General features: G+C 69.2%; 19 protein-coding genes. 10 read left to right on the top strand and 9 right to left on the bottom strand.

Annotated elements, in window-relative coordinates:
• Positions 1-3 precede the first annotated feature (3 nt).
• The 3 genes from QT382_RS19970 to QT382_RS19960 form a co-directional block, all read right to left on the bottom strand.
• Positions 4-708: a YecA/YgfB family protein gene (locus tag QT382_RS19970; protein WP_289255880.1), complete on the bottom strand. Its 705-nt coding sequence runs from the start codon at positions 706-708 to the stop codon at positions 4-6.
• A 256-nt stretch (positions 709-964) separates the two neighbouring features.
• A complete protein-coding gene (locus QT382_RS19965; RefSeq protein WP_289255879.1) occupies positions 965-1,675 on the bottom strand; it encodes a queuosine precursor transporter in 711 nt (236 codons plus the stop codon).
• A gap of 39 nt (positions 1,676-1,714) precedes the next feature.
• A complete protein-coding gene (locus QT382_RS19960) occupies positions 1,715-2,641 on the bottom strand; it encodes a LysR family transcriptional regulator (RefSeq protein WP_289255878.1) in 927 nt (308 codons plus the stop codon).
• 94 nt (positions 2,642-2,735) lie between these two features.
• Here QT382_RS19960 and QT382_RS19955 point away from each other — a divergent pair, with 94 nt between their 5' ends.
• Positions 2,736-4,250: a CoA-acylating methylmalonate-semialdehyde dehydrogenase gene (locus QT382_RS19955; RefSeq protein ID WP_289255877.1), complete on the top strand. Its 1,515-nt coding sequence runs from the start codon at positions 2,736-2,738 to the stop codon at positions 4,248-4,250.
• A 64-nt stretch (positions 4,251-4,314) separates the two neighbouring features.
• Complete coding sequence (locus QT382_RS19950; RefSeq protein WP_289255876.1) at positions 4,315-5,922, top strand: GGDEF domain-containing protein; 1,608 nt, start codon at positions 4,315-4,317, stop codon at positions 5,920-5,922.
• On the opposite strand, the gene QT382_RS19945 is transcribed toward QT382_RS19950, so the two are convergent.
• Positions 5,919-7,064 carry a GGDEF domain-containing protein gene (locus QT382_RS19945; protein WP_289255875.1) on the bottom strand — a complete coding sequence of 382 codons (1,146 nt, stop codon included), beginning with the start codon at positions 7,062-7,064 and terminating at the stop codon, positions 5,919-5,921. The genes QT382_RS19950 and QT382_RS19945 overlap by 4 nt on opposite strands.
• Positions 7,064-8,221 (bottom strand): GGDEF domain-containing protein, encoded by a 1,158-nt coding sequence (locus tag QT382_RS19940; protein ID WP_289255874.1) that lies wholly within the window; start codon positions 8,219-8,221, stop codon positions 7,064-7,066. Before QT382_RS19940 ends, QT382_RS19945 begins: the two co-directional genes overlap by 1 nt.
• Positions 8,222-8,284: 63 nt before the next feature.
• Here QT382_RS19940 and QT382_RS19935 point away from each other — a divergent pair, with 63 nt between their 5' ends.
• A complete protein-coding gene (locus QT382_RS19935) occupies positions 8,285-9,034 on the top strand; it encodes an SDR family oxidoreductase (RefSeq protein ID WP_289255873.1) in 750 nt (249 codons plus the stop codon).
• Between the two features lie 2 nt (positions 9,035-9,036).
• On the opposite strand, the gene QT382_RS19930 is transcribed toward QT382_RS19935, so the two are convergent.
• Positions 9,037-9,927: a septal ring lytic transglycosylase RlpA family protein gene (locus tag QT382_RS19930; RefSeq protein WP_289255872.1), complete on the bottom strand. Its 891-nt coding sequence runs from the start codon at positions 9,925-9,927 to the stop codon at positions 9,037-9,039.
• 25 nt (positions 9,928-9,952) lie between these two features.
• Here QT382_RS19930 and QT382_RS19925 point away from each other — a divergent pair, with 25 nt between their 5' ends.
• From QT382_RS19925 to QT382_RS19905, 5 genes are all read left to right on the top strand, one after another.
• Positions 9,953-10,651: a fumarylacetoacetate hydrolase family protein gene (locus tag QT382_RS19925; protein WP_289255871.1), complete on the top strand. Its 699-nt coding sequence runs from the start codon at positions 9,953-9,955 to the stop codon at positions 10,649-10,651.
• Between the two features lie 19 nt (positions 10,652-10,670).
• Positions 10,671-11,537 carry a carboxylating nicotinate-nucleotide diphosphorylase gene (gene nadC, locus QT382_RS19920; RefSeq protein WP_289255870.1) on the top strand — a complete coding sequence of 289 codons (867 nt, stop codon included), beginning with the start codon at positions 10,671-10,673 and terminating at the stop codon, positions 11,535-11,537.
• Positions 11,537-12,961, top strand: a complete 1,425-nt coding sequence (locus tag QT382_RS19915) for a cytochrome P450 (RefSeq protein WP_289255869.1) — start codon at positions 11,537-11,539, stop codon at positions 12,959-12,961. The genes nadC and QT382_RS19915 overlap by 1 nt, the downstream gene beginning before the upstream one ends.
• Before the next feature lie 186 nt (positions 12,962-13,147).
• Positions 13,148-13,768, top strand: a complete 621-nt coding sequence (locus QT382_RS19910; protein WP_289255868.1) for a PEP-CTERM sorting domain-containing protein — start codon at positions 13,148-13,150, stop codon at positions 13,766-13,768.
• A gap of 52 nt (positions 13,769-13,820) precedes the next feature.
• Positions 13,821-14,333 carry a hypothetical protein gene (locus QT382_RS19905; protein WP_289255867.1) on the top strand — a complete coding sequence of 171 codons (513 nt, stop codon included), beginning with the start codon at positions 13,821-13,823 and terminating at the stop codon, positions 14,331-14,333.
• Here the strand turns inward: QT382_RS19905 and QT382_RS19900 are convergent.
• Positions 14,327-15,367 carry an AraC family transcriptional regulator gene (locus QT382_RS19900; RefSeq protein WP_289255866.1) on the bottom strand — a complete coding sequence of 347 codons (1,041 nt, stop codon included), beginning with the start codon at positions 15,365-15,367 and terminating at the stop codon, positions 14,327-14,329. The genes QT382_RS19905 and QT382_RS19900 overlap by 7 nt on opposite strands.
• Before the next feature lie 119 nt (positions 15,368-15,486).
• On the opposite strand from QT382_RS19900, the gene QT382_RS19895 reads away from it, so the two are divergent.
• Both QT382_RS19895 and QT382_RS19890 read left to right on the top strand, forming a co-directional pair.
• Positions 15,487-16,299 (top strand): SDR family NAD(P)-dependent oxidoreductase, encoded by an 813-nt coding sequence (locus tag QT382_RS19895; protein WP_289255865.1) that lies wholly within the window; start codon positions 15,487-15,489, stop codon positions 16,297-16,299.
• Positions 16,300-16,348: 49 nt separating this feature from the next.
• On the top strand, positions 16,349-17,212 hold the full coding sequence (locus QT382_RS19890) for a phytanoyl-CoA dioxygenase family protein (RefSeq protein ID WP_289255864.1): 864 nt from the start codon (positions 16,349-16,351) through the stop codon (positions 17,210-17,212).
• Positions 17,213-17,216: 4 nt separating this feature from the next.
• On the opposite strand, the gene QT382_RS19885 is transcribed toward QT382_RS19890, so the two are convergent.
• Both QT382_RS19885 and QT382_RS19880 read right to left on the bottom strand, forming a co-directional pair.
• The gene (locus tag QT382_RS19885) at positions 17,217-18,032 is read right to left on the bottom strand and encodes a hypothetical protein (protein WP_289255863.1); all 816 of its coding nucleotides are present in this window, start codon (positions 18,030-18,032) and stop codon (positions 17,217-17,219) included.
• A 93-nt stretch (positions 18,033-18,125) separates the two neighbouring features.
• Complete coding sequence (locus QT382_RS19880; protein WP_289255862.1) at positions 18,126-18,860, bottom strand: proteasome-type protease; 735 nt, start codon at positions 18,858-18,860, stop codon at positions 18,126-18,128.
• Positions 18,861-18,868 lie beyond the last annotated feature (8 nt).

Here is an 18,868-nt window from a genome sequence, read left to right as displayed (position 1 = left end):
GACTCAGTAGCGGCCCCGTGGCGGGCCCTTCCTCGGCGGCGGCCTGCGGGCCGCCGTTTTCATTGACGCCTCCCTTTGGGGCCGGCTCACGTCGGCCAGCAGCAGGGTGGCGACGACCAGGCTTTCGACCGCGGCCTCCAGGTCCTCGGGCGGCTCCAGCGACTCGATCTCCTCGAGCAGCTCGTCGGCATCTTCCAGGTCCTCGGGGTCCAGGTGCATGTAGAGCATGGCCAGCGGTTCCAGCAGGGCCAGGCCGTCCTGCTGCATCAGGGCCGGGAACAGCTCGGTGGCCAGCGCGAAGCCGGCGACCCAAGGCATCAGGGTCTCGGACAGGTCGGCCTCTTCGTCCAGCTCGAACACCCAGGGGTCGAACCATTGGCGGTTGGCGATGGCCTGGTTCAGCTCCTTGTGGCGGCGCAGGATCAGGCCGCGGGCGGGCGCGAGATCGAGGCCGGCCGGCGGCTCGCGGCCTTCGCTGTCGAACACGGCCGGCAGCCATTGCGCATCGGACACCGCCTTGGGCTGCAGCAGCACGCCGCAGAGGTAGCCGTCGAGCATGCTGATATCCAGCGGCTCCAGCGGTGCGGGCAGCTTGTCTAGCAGGGACTGCAGCCGCTCCATCTCGGCTTCGCTCAGCGGCTTCAGGCTGGGCTTGGCGATGGGGGCAGGGCGGGCGTGACTTTTTGCAGGGGGCTTGGGCGCATTCATCCGGTGATTGTCCCGCTTGGCAGCGACGCGTTCCCACTTCTTGGGGATGGTCCGGGCGTGGGGCGCCGCCTACAGTCTTTTCCCATGCGGTGAGACGAAGTTCTTGTCACCGCGCCGATCCCAACGACGTCCTTTCTGAGGACTTGAAGCCCGCCCGGTTCGCCGGCCGGGCCTTTTTTTCGGCCTCAGCCCGGCCCCTAGTATCGGGTCCAGGCCTTCGGCAGCCATAGGCCCCTTCCGGGCCCTGTGCGCGGCCTCAGACCTTGAGGCTGAACGGATTGAAGTTGGTCTGCCGGTCGTAGTAGTCCTCGTCCTCGACCCGCTTTAGGAAGCCGACCACCTTGTAAGTGATGGGTGTCATCGCCGCCTCCCAGCAGGTCTTGAACAGGTACTGGGTGATGGTCACGGCAATCAGCTGCTCCTGCGGCCAGATGCCCCAGAAGGCGATCACGAAGAAGAAGCTGGTGTCGACGAACTGGCCGACCACGGTCGAGCCTATGGTGCGCGCCCAAAGATGCTTGCCCCGGGTGATGATCTTCATCTTGGCCATCACGAAGCTGTTGACGAAGCTGCCGCAGCAGAAGGCGATCATCGAGCCGGCCACGATGCGCCAGGTGTTGCCGAACACGCCCTCGATCTGGGTCTGGTAGACCGCCATGAACTCGTTCTGCGCCGGCGGCAGCTGCACGACCACGAAAGCCATGAAGGCCGCGAACACCAGCGCGCCGAAGCCGGCCCAGACCACGCGGCGGTCGCGGCCGTAGCCGTAGACCTCGGTCAGGATGTCCCCAAAGATGTAGGACAGCGGGAAGAACATCAGGTCGGCGCCGAAGGTCACCTGGCCCAGCAGCGGCAGGGTCAAGGTGGCCGCCTTGGCCGCGCCTATCAGGTTGGAGCACAGCAGCACCGTGACGAAGGCGGCCATGATCAGGTCGTAGTACTTGTAGCTGCGCGGCTGCTGGGTCATGGAAGGTCCTTGATGAATCCGGGCCAGTTTATGAAGGCTTCAGAAGCCTGCACCTAGGTGTTGCCGCAGGTGCTCGATCAGGAGCTTGAGCGGCCGGGGCGTGGTGCTGCTCCAGGGATGGACCGCGTAGATGGCATCGCCGAAGAAGCCCACCGGCTTCCAGTCCGCCAGCACCTCCACCAGGCCGCCGCTGCGCAGCGCGGGCCCGGCGCTGAAATCGGGCAGCAGGGCCAGGCCCAGGCCGGCCAGGGCCGCGTCGCGCAGGATTTCGCTGTTGCCGGCGCGCAAGGGACCTTGGACGGGAATCCGCAGCCGCTGGCCACGCTTCTCGAACAGCCATTGGGCCGGACCGGGCCGCAGGTACGGCAGGCAGTCGTGAGCGGCCAGCTCCTCCGGATGGCGCGGCTCGCCCCGAGCCTTCAGATAGGCCGGGCTGGCCAGCAGCAAGGCCTTGGATGCGCAGAGCTTGACGGCCACATGCGAGTCCGGCGGACTGCTGGTGTGGCGCACCGCCAGGTCAAAGCCCTCCTGGGCCAAGGGGACCAGGCGGTCGCTGAGGTCCAGTTCGATGCGGATCTCCGGGTAGCGCTGGAAGAACGAGGCCAGCAGCGGCGCCACATGCTGGCGGCCCAGGGCCACCGGCGCGGTGACCCGCAAGAGGCCGCGCGGCTGGCCCACGGCATCGCGCAGCCGGCCCAGGCTGCCGGTGATGTGGGAGAAGCTGGCCTCGGTCTGCTCCACCAGTTCGCGGCCCGCCTCGGTCAGCCGCACCGAGCGCGTGGTGCGCAGCACCAGCTGCTGGCCCAGGGCCCGCTCCAGCTCGGCGATGCGCTGGCTGACCGCGGCCTTGGACAGGCCCAGCCGCTGGGCGGTCTTGGTGAAGCTGCCCAGCTGGGCGATCACGGTCAGCGCATGCAGCTGACCCCACAGCAGCTCATGCCGCAGTTCCGGTGTTTGCTTGGCCATTGTTCATATTAACGAACAATCAAATCGACCCAACCGGGTTGGCAGCAGCGGTGGCGCTTCCTAGACTTGCTGGGCTTTTTGTCGGAGACCCGCCATGACCGCCCCCTACACCCGCAGCGAAGACGTCACCCACCACATTGCCGGCCAGCCGGTGGCCGCTACCTCGGGCCGCAGCCAGGCGGTCTACAACCCGGCCACCGGGGCCGTGAGCCGCCAGCTGCAGCTGGCCAGCACCGACGACGTCGAGAAGGCCGTGGCCGCCGCCAAGGCTGCCTTCCCGGCCTGGGCCGATGCGCCGCCGCTGCGCCGGGCCCGCGTGATGTTCAAGTTCCTCGAGCTGCTGAACCAGAAGCGCGACGAGATCGCCGCCATGATCACGGCCGAGCACGGCAAGGTCTTCACCGATGCCCAGGGCGAGGTGACCCGCGGCATCGACATCGTCGAGTTCGCCTGCGGCATTCCCCAGCTGCTCAAGGGCGACTACACCGAGCAGGTTTCCACCGGCATTGACAACTGGACGATGCGCCAGCCGCTGGGCGTGGTGGCCGGCATCACGCCGTTCAACTTCCCCTTCATGGTGCCCATGTGGATGGCGCCGCTGGCCATCGCCACCGGCAATGCCTTCATCCTCAAGCCCAGCGAGCGCGACCCCTCGCCCAGCCTGTTCATCGCCGAGCTGTTCAAGCAGGCCGGCCTGCCCGACGGCATCTTCAACGTGGTCCAGGGCGACAAGGTCGCCGTCGATGCCCTGCTGCACCATCCCGACGTCCGGGCCCTGAGCTTCGTCGGCTCCACGCCCATCGCCCAGTACATCTACGAGACCGGCGCCCGCCACGGCAAGCGGGTGCAGGCCCTGGGCGGCGCCAAGAACCACATGGTGGTGATGCCCGATGCCGACATCGAGCAGGCGGTCGATGCGCTGATTGGCGCGGCCTACGGCTCGGCCGGCGAGCGCTGCATGGCGATTTCGGTGGCGGTGCTGGTCGGCGACGTGGCCGACAAGATCGTGCCCAAGCTGGCCGAGCGCGCCCGCACGCTGAAGATCAAGAACGGCATGGAGCTGGATGCCGAGATGGGCCCCATCGTCACCCGCGAGGCCCGCGACCGCATCGAGAACTACATCCGCATAGGCGTCGAGGAAGGCGCCCAGCTGGTGGTCGACGGCCGCGGCCACCAGGTGGCCGGCCATGAGGACGGCTTCTTCACCGGCGGCACGCTGTTCGACAACGTGAAGCCGACCATGCGCATCTACAAGGAAGAAATCTTCGGCCCGGTGCTGGTCTGCGTGCGGGCCCATGACTTCGCCGAGGCGGTGCAGCTGGTCAACGACCATGAATACGGCAACGGCGTGGCCTGCTTCACCAGCGACGGCAACGTGGCGCGCGAATTCGCCCGCCGCATCCAGGTCGGCATGGTGGGCATCAACGTGCCCATTCCGGTGCCCATGGCCTGGCAGGGCTTCGGCGGCTGGAAGCGCAGCCTGTTCGGCGACATGCATGCCTATGGCGAAGAGGGCGTGCGCTTCTATACCAAGCAGAAGAGCGTGATGCAGCGCTGGCCGGCCAGCATTTCCAAGGGCGCCGAGTTCGTGATGCCCACCAGTCGCTGAACACCAACAGCCCCGATTCCAAGGGGCTTGCGCGGCCCATGACTTCCGCTACGCTAGCGGGCCCATGCAGTCCGCAGTCCCCCAGGAAGTCGCGGCCGTTTCGACGGCCGACCTGCTAGCGCAGGCCCGCGCAGCCCAGGCGGAGTCGCGCATGGAAGCCGGCCTGCAGCTGGCTTCGCAAGCCTGGTCCCATGCCCAGTCGCAAGGCCTGCTGGCCGAGCAGATCGAGGCCGGCCGGCTGCGCTGCTTCTTCCTGCTCAGGCGTGGCCAGCTGGCCGACATGCTGGCCGCGGCCGAAGCCCTGCTGCCCTTGCAGCGCGCCGGCGGCGCCAACCAGGGTCTGTGCGAGATGCTGCGCTGGGTGGCCCTGTCGGCCGCCGACCAGGGCGACTTCGAGACGGCCCTGGCCGCCGCCCAGGAAGGCCGTGCCGCGGCCCAGGAGATGGGCGATCTGCGGCTCGAAGCGGTGGCCCTGAACGGCCTGGGCATGGTCTTCGAACGCATGGGCGACCCCTGGCAGGCCGAGCAGCTGATGACCGAGGCCGCTGCCCTGGTGCGCCAGCAGGCCACGCCTTTCGAGCAGGTCGTGGCCCTGAACAACCTCTGGACCGTGGCCATGGGCAGCTTCCACCTGCTGCGCGACGTGGGCCGCGAGGCCGAATCGCAGCAGGCCCTGCAGCGCGCCCTGCAATTGGGCCGCCAGGTCCGTCCCCCTGTGCGCGAGCTGGGCGACCCCTATGCCGCCGCGCTGAGCGACAGCCATCTGGGCGAGACTCTTCTGCAGCTGAACCAGCTGGACGAGGCCGGCGTGTTCCTGGACAGCGCCCAGCAGCTCTGCCAGCGCCATGGTTTCCTGGCCCTGGCCGGCCGCGTCGGCTGCCTGCGGGCCGAGCTGGCCCTGGCCCGCGGCCATGCCGATGCTGCCTATGCGGCGCTGGGCCGCCTGCTGCAGGACATGGTGGCCAAGTCCAATCTGCAGGAGCTGCGCCGTCTGCATGCCACGGCCTACCGCTGTGCCAAGCGCCTGGGCCTGGAGGCGCAGGCCCTGCGCCACCTCGAGGCCCGCACGCTGCTGGAGAAGCGCCGTGCCAGTGCCCAGCTGATCGCCCAATCGCGCTATGTCGCCAGCCGCATCGAGGCGCGACGCCAGCGAGCACCCGACGCGCCCGGCCTGCCTGAAGACGCCGCACAGTTGCGCGACCCGTTGACCGACCTGGGCAACCGCCGCCTGATGGAGCAGCGGCTGCCCGAGCTGCTGGCCGAGGCGCAGGCGCGCAATGCGCCGCTGACACTGGCCCTGGTTGATCTCGACCACTTCAGCAGCATCAATGCCCAGCATGGTGCTGCCGTCGGCGACCAGGTGCTGCAAGCCCTGGCCCGCATGCTGCAAGACAACACCCGCGGCAGCGATCTGCTGCTGCGCTACGGCGGCGAGGAATTCCTGGTCGTGCTGCCGGACACGGTGCCGGACCGGGCGGTCGAGGTCTGCGAACGGATACGCCACTGTGTGGAGGCCTACGCCTGGTCCGAGCTGGCGCCGGGCCTGGACGTGACGCTGAGCATTGGCCTGGCCACCGCGCCCCCGCATTCGACCGATCTGCTGGTGGCGCGCGCCGAGAGCGCCATGTACCGCGCCAAGCACCTGGGCCGCAACCGCGTCGCCCTGGCCTAGCCGAATTCCACCCGGTTGCGGCCGGCCTGCTTGGCCCGGTAGAGCGCCTTGTCGGCGCGCAGCATCACCGCATCCACGCCTTCGTCCGCGCGGCTGGCCACAGCCACGCCGAAGCTGGCGCTCAACGGCCAATCCTTGTCTTCCCAGCGCAGCGGCCGCGCTGCCAGGGCAGTGCGCATGCGCTCGGCGGCGCAGATCGCGCCAGCCTGGTCGCTCAGTGGCAGCAGCACGCCGAACTCCTCGCCGCCGAGCCGGCCCAGCTGATCGGCGTCGCGCAGGCAGGCCTGCAGCACCTGGACCAGGTGCTTGAGTGCTGCATCGCCGGCTGCATGGCCCAGGGTGTCGTTGAGGCGCTTGAAATGGTCGACGTCCAGCGTCACCAGCGCATAGCCGCGGCCGCGGCCCAGCTCGCCCTGCTCGCGTGCCTGCAGTTCGCCGAAGGCCCGGCGGTTCAGGGCATCGGTCAGCGGGTCGCGTTCGGTCAGGCGGCGAATGCGCAGGATCAGCCGCATCAGCACCATGAAGGCCAGCGTCGCGTTCAGCACCAAGCTCATCACCAGCACGGCCCAGAGCCAGGCGACATTGCCGGTGCTGGCATCGCGGATGCGCTCGCCCGAGCCGCCCAGCAGCTGGACCAGGCGCAGCAGCAGCAGGGCCGCGACCAGGAACAGCGGGCTGCTCAGCCCGAGGGCCAGGCCTGCCTTCAGCCGCTGGCGCAGCCGCCGCCAGGTGTCGATCGCCGTGAGGCCGATCAACAGGCTCATGAACGAGAAATTGGCGATGGGCATCCAGTCGCTCTGCGACGGAATCGGTGCCAGCACCACGGCCGCCGCCGCCATGAGCAAGGCCACCGGCCGCCAGCGCGGCGTCTCGCCCACGGCAGCCGGCACGGCCAGGCGCAGCAGGGCGAAGGCGCCGATGGACATCAGGTTGGCGCCCCAGTAGGTCAGCAGGTCCCAGGCCACGCCGCGCAGCGAATTGCAGCCCAGCGAGGCCGCCAGCAGCGCATTGGCCACGGCCAGCATCAGCGCCGGTCGCTGGCTGCCCAGGAAGACTCGGCCCAGCCCGCCCCAGACCAGGGCGGCCGCCAGCAGGAACAGCATGTTGGTGGCCAGCAGGGTGAGGGGTTCGGCTTCCAGCATCAGCTCGGCTCCTCGCCTTCGTCCCTGCCTTCTACGCAGACCTTGTTGCGGCCCAGGGCCTTGGCCCGATAGAGCAGCTGGTCGGCCAGCACCAGGACCGCCTCGGCGCGCAGCTCGCCGGCACGGGCCCCGGCGACTCCGAAGCTGGCGCTGAGGGCGATCTCGCCGCCCCGCCAGCGGCAGGGGCGGGCTGCCAGCCGTGCCCGCAGCCGCTCGGCCACTTCGGCCGCTTCATCCAGGCTGGCATGGGGCAGCAGCACGCAGAACTCCTCGCCGCCCAGTCGACCCAGCAGGTCGGGCTGCCGCAACTCCTGGTCCAGCTCGCGCACCAGATGGACCAGGGCGGCGTCGCCGCCGGCATGGCCGTGCTGGTCATTGATCGACTTGAAGTGGTCGATGTCCAGCAGCACCACGCTGAACGGGTGACCGCGCAGGGCCAGTGATTGCAGTCGATGCAGCTGGCGGGTCAGGGCTCGCCGGTTCAACGCGCCGGTCAGCGGGTCGTGCAGGGACAGGTGGGTGATGCGCTGGATCAGGCGGCTCAGGATCAGGGCCATCAGGCTCAGTGCGCTGGCCAGGCTCAACAGCAGCCAGAGGCCGAGGAACAGGGGCGATTGGCTGGTTGGGTCGGCGAGCTGGAACGGGCGCCAGGCCCGCCACGCCAGGGCCGGCACCAGAATCACATAGGGCAGCACCAGCAGCGCCAGCAGGTTGTCACTCAGCAGGGGCCGCGCACCGATCAGGATGTCGCGACAGATCAGCAGCGCCAGCAGCACCAGTCCCAGCGAGCCGGCCAGCAGCATCCAGGCCGGCTGCCCACTCAGCAGCAGCGTCGCCAGGCTGGCAATGCCCATGATGATCGCCACATCGCCCCAGCGGAATCGAAGCCTCAGCAGCTGGCGCACACCCAGGCACAGCAGGGCCAGGCTGAGCAGTGACATCAGTTCCGGCAGTGCCGGCCAGGCCTGCAGGGGCGAGATGACGCGGCAGTCGCCACAGCGTACGGCCGCAATGCGGGCCAGATGCGCGCCGGCCAGCATCCAGCTGGCGCGCGGCGCCACGCGGAACACGCCGGCCAGCAAGGACCAGCCCGCCGCCGCGAAGAGATTGAACAGCGCGTTGACCAGCAGCAGCGTGGTGGCGTCTAGGAACTGCATTCGCTTGGGAGTCCCGGGGGCGTCCGATCATCGCGCAGGGCGGCGCGGCGGCACAATGCCGCCATGCATGGGATTGCCCTGATCACGGGGGCTGGACGCGGCATCGGGGCGGCCATCGCCCGCCGGCTGGCCGCGGCCGGCTACGAGCTGGCGCTGAACTACGCCCGCGACCGCGAGTCCGCCGAAGCCCTGGCGGCCGAGCTGCGCAGGCCCGAGCGCCGCGTGCTCTGCCTGCAGGCCGATGTGGCGGACGAGGGCCAGGTCTTGTCGATGTTCGAACGCATCGACGCCGAGCTGGGGCCCTTGGCCGCCCTGGTCAACAACGCGGGCATCGTCGTGCCTGGCGCCCGCCTGGTCGACATGGACCTCGCCCGCTGGCAACGGCTGTTCAACGTCAACGTGATCGGCGCCCTGCTGTGCAGCCGCGAGGCGGCCCGGCGGATGAGCACCCGGCTGGGCGGGCGGGGCGGCGCCATCGTCAACATCTCCTCGCGTGCCGCCCAGCTGGGTTCGCCCGGCCTCTACGTGGACTACGCCGCCAGCAAGGGGGCCCTGGACAGCTTGACCATGGGCCTGGGCCGGGAGCTGATCGAGGAGGGCATCCGCGTCAACGGCGTGCGGCCCGGCATCATCGATACCGAGATCCACCAGACCAGCGGCCTGGATGCCGAGCAATTGCAGGTGGCCGCCGCGCAGATCCCGATCGGCCGGCTGGGCCGGGCCGAGGAGGTGGCCGAGGCCGTGGCCTGGCTGCTGTCCGACGCGGCCAGCTACATCGTCGGCGCGACGCTGGACGTGGCCGGCGGACGCTGAGCTCAGCGCCGCTCGACCAGCAGCGGCGTTTCCGTCATCAGCGGCTTGAAGCGCTCGGCCGCATCGGCGGCCTCCAGGCGCGAGCCATAGGGCCCGGCCATCAGCCGGTGCAGGCCGTTCTCGCGGATCACGGTCAGCAGCGGCGCCAGCGCCGGCTGGTCGCCGGCCAGCAGGCTGCGCATGGCCTCGGCGCCGTCCAGCAGCCTGTAGCTACCCAGCTGCAGCCAGAAATTGCCGGCCGCCGGATTCAGGGTCTCGCGCTGCGGGGCGCCGGCCGATTCCTGCGCCACATAGACCGGCGGCGGCTCCTGGCTGTCGCGCTTCCAGGCGCCGCTGCGTATGGCCTCGGCGGTGAGTCGCTCCACCTCGACCGGGGCCACGCCGCGCAAGAGGTCCAGCTTCAGCGCGGCGGTGTAGCTGAGGTCGATCACCCGGCCCGGATGGAAGGGCCCGCGGTCGTTGATGCGCACCACCACCTCGCGGCCATTGGCCGGGTTGCGCACCCGCGCATAGCTGGGCAGGGGCATGGTCGCGTGGGCGGCGGTCATTGCATACATGTTGTAGACCTCGCCGTTGGCCGTGGGCCGGCCATGGAACTTCTTGCCGTACCAGGAGGCCAGGCCGCGCTGCACGAAGGGCTTGTCCTCGAGGAAGGGCTGGTAGAGCACGCCGTCGATCTCGTAGGGCTTGTTCGGTCCGCCCTGGCGCAGCAGCTCGACCTTGGGCACGGCGTCGGGCACGGTCAGCAGATTGGGCGGCGGATTGGCTTCCGGGCCATCGCGGCCCGGGGCGGGCGCGGGCGCGCTGACCGGTGGCACCGGCGCACGCGTGGCACAGCCGCTCAGCAGGGCGAACAGGGCCAGCAGGGAGAGGAGGGCGGCAAGTCGGCGCATCGGCGGCGATGGTAGCCTCTGGCGCATGAGCGACTACATCTTTCCCCCGGCCCTCCAGGCCTCGGTGGCGGTGCGCGGCACGGGCGCGCGCTATGCCGTCTCGCGCATCTTCTGCGTGGGCCGCAACTACGCGGCCCATGCGCGCGAGATGGGTTCGGATCCGGACCGCGAGCCGCCCTTCTATTTCTGCAAGCCGGCCAGCGCCCTGCTGGCCTCGGGCGGCAGCATGGCCTATTCGCCGGGCACCAAGAACCTGCACTACGAGATGGAGCTGGTGCTGGCACTGGGCGCACCCGTCTTCAAGGCCACGGCCGAGCAGGGCCTGGCCGCGATCTGGGGCTATGCCGCGGGCCTGGACATGACGCGCCGCGACCTTCAGAACGAAGCCAAGGCCACCGGCCGGCCCTGGGATTTCGGCAAGGCCTTCGAGCAGTCGGCCGTGATCAGCGAGCTGGTGCCGGCCAGCGAGATCGGCCATCCTGCCGCCGGCGCGATCACGCTTGCAGTCAACGGCATGCAGAAGCAGCGCGGCGACCTGGCCGACATGATCTGGAGCCCGGCCGAGATCGTGGCCAATCTCTCGCAGTACTACCACCTGGGCCCGGGCGACCTGATCTACACCGGCACGCCCGAGGGCGTGGGGCCGGTGCAGCCGGGCGACCAACTGGAGGGCGTGGTCGCAGGCGTGGCCAAGCTGAGCCTGACAATAGGCGCTCCCGAGTAAGCGAGCGACGAGACAACAAATGTTCGACCACAACGAGACGCTGGACCAGGCCCGGGCCCGCAACATCGGCGAGGCCTTGTTCGAGGACATCGGCGTCTGCGACTGGACCGCCCAGCTGGTGCCGGCCGGCCGTCGTGTGCGGGCCCATGTGCGGGTGCGCGAGGACGCCGTGCTGTGCGGCCGCGACTGGTTCGACGGCGTGTTCGCGGCGCTCGATGCCACGGCCCGCATCGACTGGCTCTACGACGAAGGCGCGGACATGGCCGCCGACAGCATTGCCTGCCGCATCGAGGCCGACGGCCGCGCGCTGTTGTCGGCCGAGCGGCCGGCCCTGAATTTCCTGCAGCTGCTCTCCGCAACGGCTTCGCTGACTCGCCAGCATGCCCGCGCCATAGCAGGGGCCAGTCCCAATCCGCGCGGCTGCGCCGTGCTCGACACCCGCAAGACCATTCCCGGCCTGCGCCTGGCGCAGAAGTACGCGGTGCGCGTGGGCGGCGGCGCCAACCAGCGCCTGGCGCTGTACGACGGCATCCTGATCAAGGAGAACCACATCGCCGCGGCCGGCGGCGTGGGCGCGGCCCTGCGCGCGGCGCAGGCCCTGAACGCGAACGTGGGCATCCAGGTCGAGGTCGAGTCGATTGCCGAGCTGGACGAGGCGCTGCAGGCCGGCGCGGTCAGCGTGCTGCTGGACAACTTCACCGAGGTCATGATGCGCGAGGCGGTTGCGTTGAACGCCGGCCGCGCGCTGCTTGAGGTCTCTGGCGGCGTGTCCATCGATCAGCTGCGCTGGATCGCCGCCACCGGCGTCGACCGCATCTCCATCGGCCGCCTGACCAAGGATGTGAAGGCGGTGGACTATTCGATGCGCGTCGAAGGCCCGGTCTGATGGGCGCCGCGCTGCGCAGTTTCAAGGAACTTCCCACACCGCCCGGCATGCCCTGGCTGGGCCAGACCCTGCAGGTCCGGCCGGCACGCATGCACCAGCAACTGGAGCAATGGGCCCGTGACCTCGGGCCGTACTACCGCGTGCAGCTGGGCCCCGAGAAGCTGCTGGTGGTGGGCGACCACCAGGCCGTGTCGCAGTTGCTGCGCGACCGGCCTGATGGTTTCCGCCGCACGCCCCGGCTGCAGAAGATCTGGGTCGAGATGGGCCTGCCCATCGGCCTGTTCGGCGCCAACGGCGAGGTCTGGAAGCGCCAGCGTCGCATGGTGATGGCGGGTTTCGACCCCGCCCATGTGCGCAGCTATTTCGGCAGCATGCAGGGGGTCAGCGAGCGGCTGACCGGCCGCTGGCGCAAGGCGGCCCAGGCCGGCGCGAGCATTGACCTGCAGTCCGACCTGATGCGCTACACGGTGGACACCATCGCCGGCCTGGCTTTCGGCGCCGAGGTCAACACGCTGGAGTCGGACGCCGACCGCATCCAGCAACATCTGGACAAGCTCTTCCCCGCGGTCTTCGAGCGCTTGCTCAGGCCGCTGCCGACCTGGCGCTGGTGGCCCAGCCGAGCCGATCGCGAGCTGGCCCTCAGCATCGTCGAGATCAAGGCCGCCGTGGCCGGCTTCATTGCCCAGACGCGCGGGCGCCTGCAGGCCCAGCCCGAGCTGCGCGTCCATCCGCGCAATCTGCTGGAAGCGATGATCGCCGCGGCCGACCAGCCGGACAGCGGCATCGACGACGAGCAGGTGGCCGGCAATGTCTTGACCATGCTGCTGGCCGGTGAGGACACGACGGCGAATACGCTGGCCTGGATGATCGACCTGCTGTGGCGCAATCCGGCGACATTGCAGCGAGCGCGTGACGAAGTGCGAGCGGCCATGGCCGCACCCGGTGGGCTGGATGACGTCGACCGCTATGCCGGCCTCGACTTTCTGGAGGCCTGCACGCAGGAGACGATGCGGCTCAAGCCGGTGGCGCCGGCCATGCCGTTCCAGGCGCTGCGCGACACGGTGATCGGCGACGTGGCGGTCAAGGCCGGCACGCTGATCATCTGCCTGATGCGCCGAGACAGCGTCAGCGAAACCCATGTCGAGCGCGCAGCGGCCTTCGAGCCCGAGCGCTGGCTGGCGGAGGGGGCCGGCACGGTCCATTCGGCCAAGCGCATCAGCATGCCCTTCGGTGCCGGGCCGCGCATCTGTCCGGGTCGCTACCTGGCATTGCTGGAGATCAAGATGGCCATGGCGGCCCTGCTCGGCCATTTCGACATCGAGAGCATTGGTACGCCGGACGGTGGTCCGGCGCCGGAGCGGATGGCCTTCACCATGGCGCCGGTGGGCCTGGCGATGAGGCTGCGCGAGCGCCTAATCAATTGAGTTGAAGCCGGCTGCTGCTCCCCGCACAGCCTGGGCGTGATTCGCACGCGCATGCGTCGATTGTTCGCAATGCGCCGAGCCGGGGCGCGATGCGCGTCTTTTCCCCTGGAACGCGGGGGCAAGGCCTGGCACTTCGCTTGTTATCGTCCGGCCCGTCTCAACAGGGAAGAAAGAAGGCTGGACGCCATGCTCAAGAACATCACCCGCAAGACCCTGGCCCTGGCCGCCCTGGCCCTGGCCTTCGGCAACGCCAACGCCGGCCTGATCGGCAGCATCGAACACCAATACGGTTCGGCTGCGGGCAAGATCGCCACGGCCTCGACCACCGGTGGCTGCGACACGCTGAACACCAACTCGATCACCGTGCGCGACGGCAGCAATTGCGGCCAGCGCTTCGTCGACCTGTTCGACTTCACCGCGCTGAACATGAGCAGCGTCGAGAAGTTCGTGCTGACGCTGAACTTCGCCAGCAACAACGGCGTGCTGGAATGGTGGGCCGCTCGCCCGGCCGATTCGACCGTGCACGGCAGCGCCAGCAACAGCCTGCTGAACACCACCGGCAGCACCGCGATCAGCCAGAGCTTCACCTTCACCAGCTCGCTGGACGTGTTCAACCCCATCGTCAACAACGACAAGTTCTACCTGTGGTTCGTCGAGAACGGCCCGCTGTCGCAGAACTTCACGCTGAACTCGGCCAAGCTCGAGGTCTACGGCACGGCCGTGCCCGAACCCACCAGCCTCGCCCTGCTGGCCGCTGCCGGCCTGGGCCTCGTCGCCGTCCGTCGCAAGGGCAGCAAGCGCGCCTGATCAGCCTCCGGCTCCCGCTAACATCGCCACTCCCTGCTTGCACGGAGTGGCGATGCGCTTTCTGGCTTCCGTTCTTTTCCTGGTCCTGGCCTGCGGCTCGGCCGCGGCCGACGGCATGGTGGGCACGTTGGCCGTGGCGCGACGTGAACCGGTACTGGGCTGGGAGATGGAGCTGGGCTACCGCCTGCAGATCGGGGCCTTCGCCCTCAACGTGATGCCGGTCGGCGGCATCCTCTACCAGAGCTCCAGCTCCGGCCGTTTCCGCCAGGAGCCGCGCAGCAGCAGCAACGGCAGCAACATCGGCTATGCCTGCGTGGACACCCAGACCGGCCAGAGCACCTATGCCGGTTTCTGTGCCGGCCGCCTGGCCTACGCGGGCAGCATGTCGGGCGACCTGATGCTGACCGGCAACGCGCACATGGCCCTGCACCTGGGCGCCGGCTTCAGGCTCGGCCGCGAGACCGACGGCTTCGGCCTGCTGCGCCTGGAGGGCGAGCGTGGCGTGGGCCTGCAGGTGCGCGTGGGTCCCAACTACTGGTCGCTGGGCGGCAGCTACCGCTACTGAGCGGCCGCGCGGGCGCGGCGCCGCCATTCGCTCGGCGTGATGCCGGCCCAGCGCCGGAAGCTGGCGCTGAAGTTCGAGGCATCCACGTAGCCCAGGCGCTCGGCAATCGCCGCCACCGGCAGCTCGCCGTTTTCCAATAGCCACAACGCCTGCTCGCGCCGGTGCTCGTCACGCAGCGCCAGGAAACTGGAACCGGCACGCGCCAGGCGCCTCACCAGCGTGCGCGAGGACATGGCCAGGCGCGAGGCCAGTTCGGCCTGGGTGGGCAGGGCACCCTTTGCTTCCTGCAAGGCGGTGCGCACGCGCGCCACCAGATCGGCCTCGCCCTGCTGCTGCAGCGTCAGCGCGCGTTCGCAGGCCGCATGGGCGCTGGCAAAGGTCGTGGGATCGCCGGTGAGGCTGCGCTGGTCCAGGTCGGCGCTGGCAAAGACCAGGGCGCAATGCGGCCGGCAAAAGTCCACGCCGGCCTTGAAGAACTCCGCATAGCGCTCGGCCCACATGGTCGGCCCATAGGGCAGCTCCAGCCGCGGCGGGCGGACCGAGGTGCCGAACGAGGCGTCGACCAGCTTGGCAATATTGGCGGCCGTCAGCTCCAGCGAGGTGCTGCGTGCCGAGCCCTGGTCGAAGCGCTCGCCGAAGCGCAGCCGGGCCGATGGGCCTTCCACCTGCAGGCTGAGCGCCAGCGCATGGGTGCGCAGGGCCGTGAAGCGCGCGATGGCGGTGAGCGCCTGACGCAGGTCGCTGCTGGCGGCGATCACCGCGCTGAGCTCGCCGTGCGCCAGCACCTGGACCAGGCGGCTGACTTCCAGCCCCAGGGCGACCTCGCCGGTGGCCGCCTTCGCCGCATCGACGAGGGCGGCCATGCGGCTATGGTCCAGGTAGCGGCCCTCGCGCAGCAGCTGGTCCCACTTCAGCCCGGCCACCTCGAGCACCGCATCGACATCCCCGCCGCGCGAGCGCACGAAGGCGCAGACGATGCGGGCATAGGCCGGGTGATGGGCGGGTTCGCGCCAGGCGGCGGGCACGGCAGGCATGGCCGCATCCTGTCACAAAAACACGATTTCTTGGCGGGGCTTCCCCTCACGCTGCAAGGCCCGCCGGCCTGACAGTCCGTCTCCAGGGCGCGCCGATGCAGTGCGCCGCGGAGACAAGCATGACGACCCCTTCCTTCAACGGCCGCCTGGCCGTCATCACCGGCGCCGGCAGCGGCATAGGCCGGGCCCTGGCCTTGCGGCTGGGAGCGGCCGGCGCGCGGCTGGCGCTGTCCGACATCGACCCTCTGGGGCTGGCCGCGACGCTCAAGCAGCTGCCGGCCGGTGTCGAGGCGCGTGCCTACTCACTCGACGTGTCCAGGCGCGATGCCGTGTTCGAGCATGCCGAGCAGGTGAAGCGCGAGATGGGCCCGGCCCAGCTCTTGATCAACAACGCCGGCGTGACCGTGCTGGGCTCGATCGCCAACACCACGATCGAGGAATTCGAGTGGCAGCTGGGCATCAACCTCTGGGGCGTGATCTACGGCAGCAAGGCCTTCCTGCCGCAGATGCTGGAGCAGGGCGGCGGCCATATCGTCAACCTGTCCAGCCTGTTCGGGCTGGCCACCGTGCCCTGCCAGGGCGCGTACCACGTGAGCAAGTTCGGCGTGCGCGGCTTCACCGAATGCCTGGCGCGCGAGCTGGTGGACAGCGGCGTCAAGGTGTCCTGCGTGCATCCGGGCGGCATCGCCACCGAGATCGGCCACCGGGCCCGGCTGGTCGCTGCGGCCGGCTCGCTGGAGCAGCAGATGCTGGAGCGCATCCCCAACCTGCTCAAGACCCCGGCTGACGCGGCGGCGGCCGCCATCCTCGACGGCGTGGCGCGCGGCAAGCGCCGCATCCTGGTCGGCCACAAGGCACGCACGGTCGACTGGCTGGTGCGCCTGCTGCCCAGCCAGTACTGGCGCGTGCTGCGTGCTGTCGAGGGTCTATGAAGGCCTTTGAACACGAGACCCATCCCACCGAGACAAGGAAGTCATCACCATGAGCAACAACAGCCCCCTACTGCGCGCCGTCACCGACGAGGAATGCGCCCAGTTCCAGCGCGACGGCGTCGTCTGCCTGCGCCGAATCATGGCGCCCGAATGGGTGGAGATTGCCCGCGAAGGCATCGAGGCCCAGCGCGCCACGCCCTCGCCGATGGCCACGGTCGTCGACGCCGATCCGCTCTACATGCTGATCGACCAGATGCCCTCGCATTTCAATCCGGTGCTGCGACGCGTGGTCGATGAATCGGGCGCCGCCCTGATCGCCAAGCGCCTGGCCGGCGACGTGGCCATGCGGTGGATGTACGACCAGCTGTTCTACAAGGGCGCCGGTCCGGTGGCCGAGACGCCCTGGCACCAGGACACGCCGTATGCGCCCTTCGACGGCCACAACATCGTGCGCATCTGGATGCCGGTGGACCCGGTGCCGCGTGCCACCACCATCGAGGTGGTGCGGGGCTCGCATCGCTGGAATGTGGAATACGCGGTGGCCAGCAAGATCGAGGTGCTGGAGCAGAACCAGGACAAGACCCAGACCGGCGGCTTCAGCTACCTGGACCAGCAGTCCGACGGCCGGCCCGAACTGCCTGCCATCGAGGCGCTGCGCGGCAGCTTCGACATCGTCGGCCACGAGGTGGAGCCCGGCGATGTGGTCGCCTTCAACTACCACGTCCTGCACCGCGCCGGCCCGGGCATGAATCCGCATGCCAAGCGCCGCGCCTTCGCCATGCTCTACGCCGATGAGGCCGTGGGTCTGAAGAAGCGGCCGAACATGGTCCCGAGCCCGCTCGATGTGCTGGGCATTCCCTGGCAGGAAGGCCAGAAGCTGGGCGAGTTCCCGGAACTGTTCCGCGCGCTCTGAACAATCAGGCCGGGCAGTAGCGGCGCGGAGGATAGGCCAGCGCGGTGTCGGCGGCCACCTGGCGCAGCTTGGCCTGGCTCGCGGCATCGACGCCGTTGGCCAGGTCGGGCAGGGCCAGCAACTGGGCCGGCTGCGTGCCGCTGATCGTTGCGTAGAGCATCACGGCGGCCAGGAAGGCGCCGGCCGGGGCCGAGTGGTTGCCGTCTTCCGAATGCAGGCGCAGCTCGGGATGGCGCTGCAGCGAAAGCTCCCAGGCCTGGCCTATGGGCGCGACGCAGGCCGGCTGCTTCTGCGCGATGCTCACATGCAGGTCATAGATTCGCGCGGTCTCATCCACGCCTTCGCGCGGCCACTCGGGGAACATCACCGGCAGCGAGCCTGCCGTGCGGGCAATGCGCACCAGCTCCTCGGCCTCGGCCGTCGAGTAGAAGAACTGCCCCGAGGTGCTGTACTTCTGGGCCTGCAGCACGACGACGGACCAGCTGCGGCTGCGCAGCAGGGCCATGCTGCCGGCATCGGCCAGGCGCTCATCCAGGTACATGAAGCCGGACGCGACCGTGAGCGCCACCGTCTTGCCACCCGACCCGTTGCGCAGCAGCTGTTCCAGCTGCATGTTCAGCCCCTGCACCGTGGTGTGGCTGTTGCCCATCATCAGCACGGTGATGTCGGCATTCGGTGTCGCGGGAACCGCGGGCTGTGGCGTGCTCGTGGCCGGTGCGGCGGCTCCGGATCCGCCACCACCGCCACCGCCGCAGGCCGTGCAGACGGCCAGTAGGGCGAGGATGAAGAAAGGCCGATGCAGGCGGACTGGGGAGGGCATTGGCAAGGCGCGTCAGCGGGCTGGGGCCCCAGTAGGCCCAGGCTACCGGCGTCCGCGCAAGTAGCGAACGGCACGCCGCTGCAGCGGCTGCCGCTACTTGTTGAACCAGTCCTCGTCCGGCAGCTTCTCAAAGGTCTTGCGCAGGCCTTCGCCCCAGCCGCGGCGCAGCTTGTTGAAGTAGGGGTCGTCGGCCGTGATGCGGTGCGGGTCGGCCGGCGCAAAGCTGTCGGTCTTGTAGAGCAGCATGTCGATGGGCAGGCCCACCGACAGGTTGCTGCGTATGGTCGAGTCGAAGGAGATCAGCGTGCACTTGGCCGCTTCCTTCAGCGAGGTCTGCGGCTTGATCACGCGGTCGATGATGGGCTTGCCGTACTTGCTCTCGCCGATCTGGAAGTAGGGCGTGTCCTCGCAGGCTTCGATGAAGTTGCCCTGGGCATAGACATGGAAGAGCCGCGGCGCCTCGCCCTGGATCTGGCCGCCGACGATGAAGTTGCCGCCGAAGTCCACGCCCTGGCCCAGGGTCTGGGCATCGGCGTCGCGGGCGACCACTTCCTTGACCGTGCGGCCCACCAGTTCGGCCACGTCGTACATGGTCGGCCGGTTGAACAGATGCTCTTCCTTGCCCTTGAGTCGCTGGGTCAGCAGGCTGATCACGCTTTGCGTGGTGGCCAGGTTGCCGGCACTCAGCAGCACGATCAGGCGCTCGCCCGGCTGCTCGAACACGCTCATTTTGCGGAAGGTGGCGATATGGTCCACGCCCGCATTGGTGCGTGAATCGCTGGCGAACAGCAGGCCGGCCTGCAGCCGCATGGCAACGCAATAGGTCATGGCGGCGA

Source organism: Pelomonas sp. SE-A7, from assembly GCF_030345705.1.
Taxonomy (GTDB): Bacteria; Pseudomonadota; Gammaproteobacteria; order Burkholderiales; family Burkholderiaceae_C; genus JAUASW01.
The sequence above is the reverse complement of the archived record's forward strand: the minus strand, read 5'-3'. Positions and strand labels throughout refer to the sequence as shown.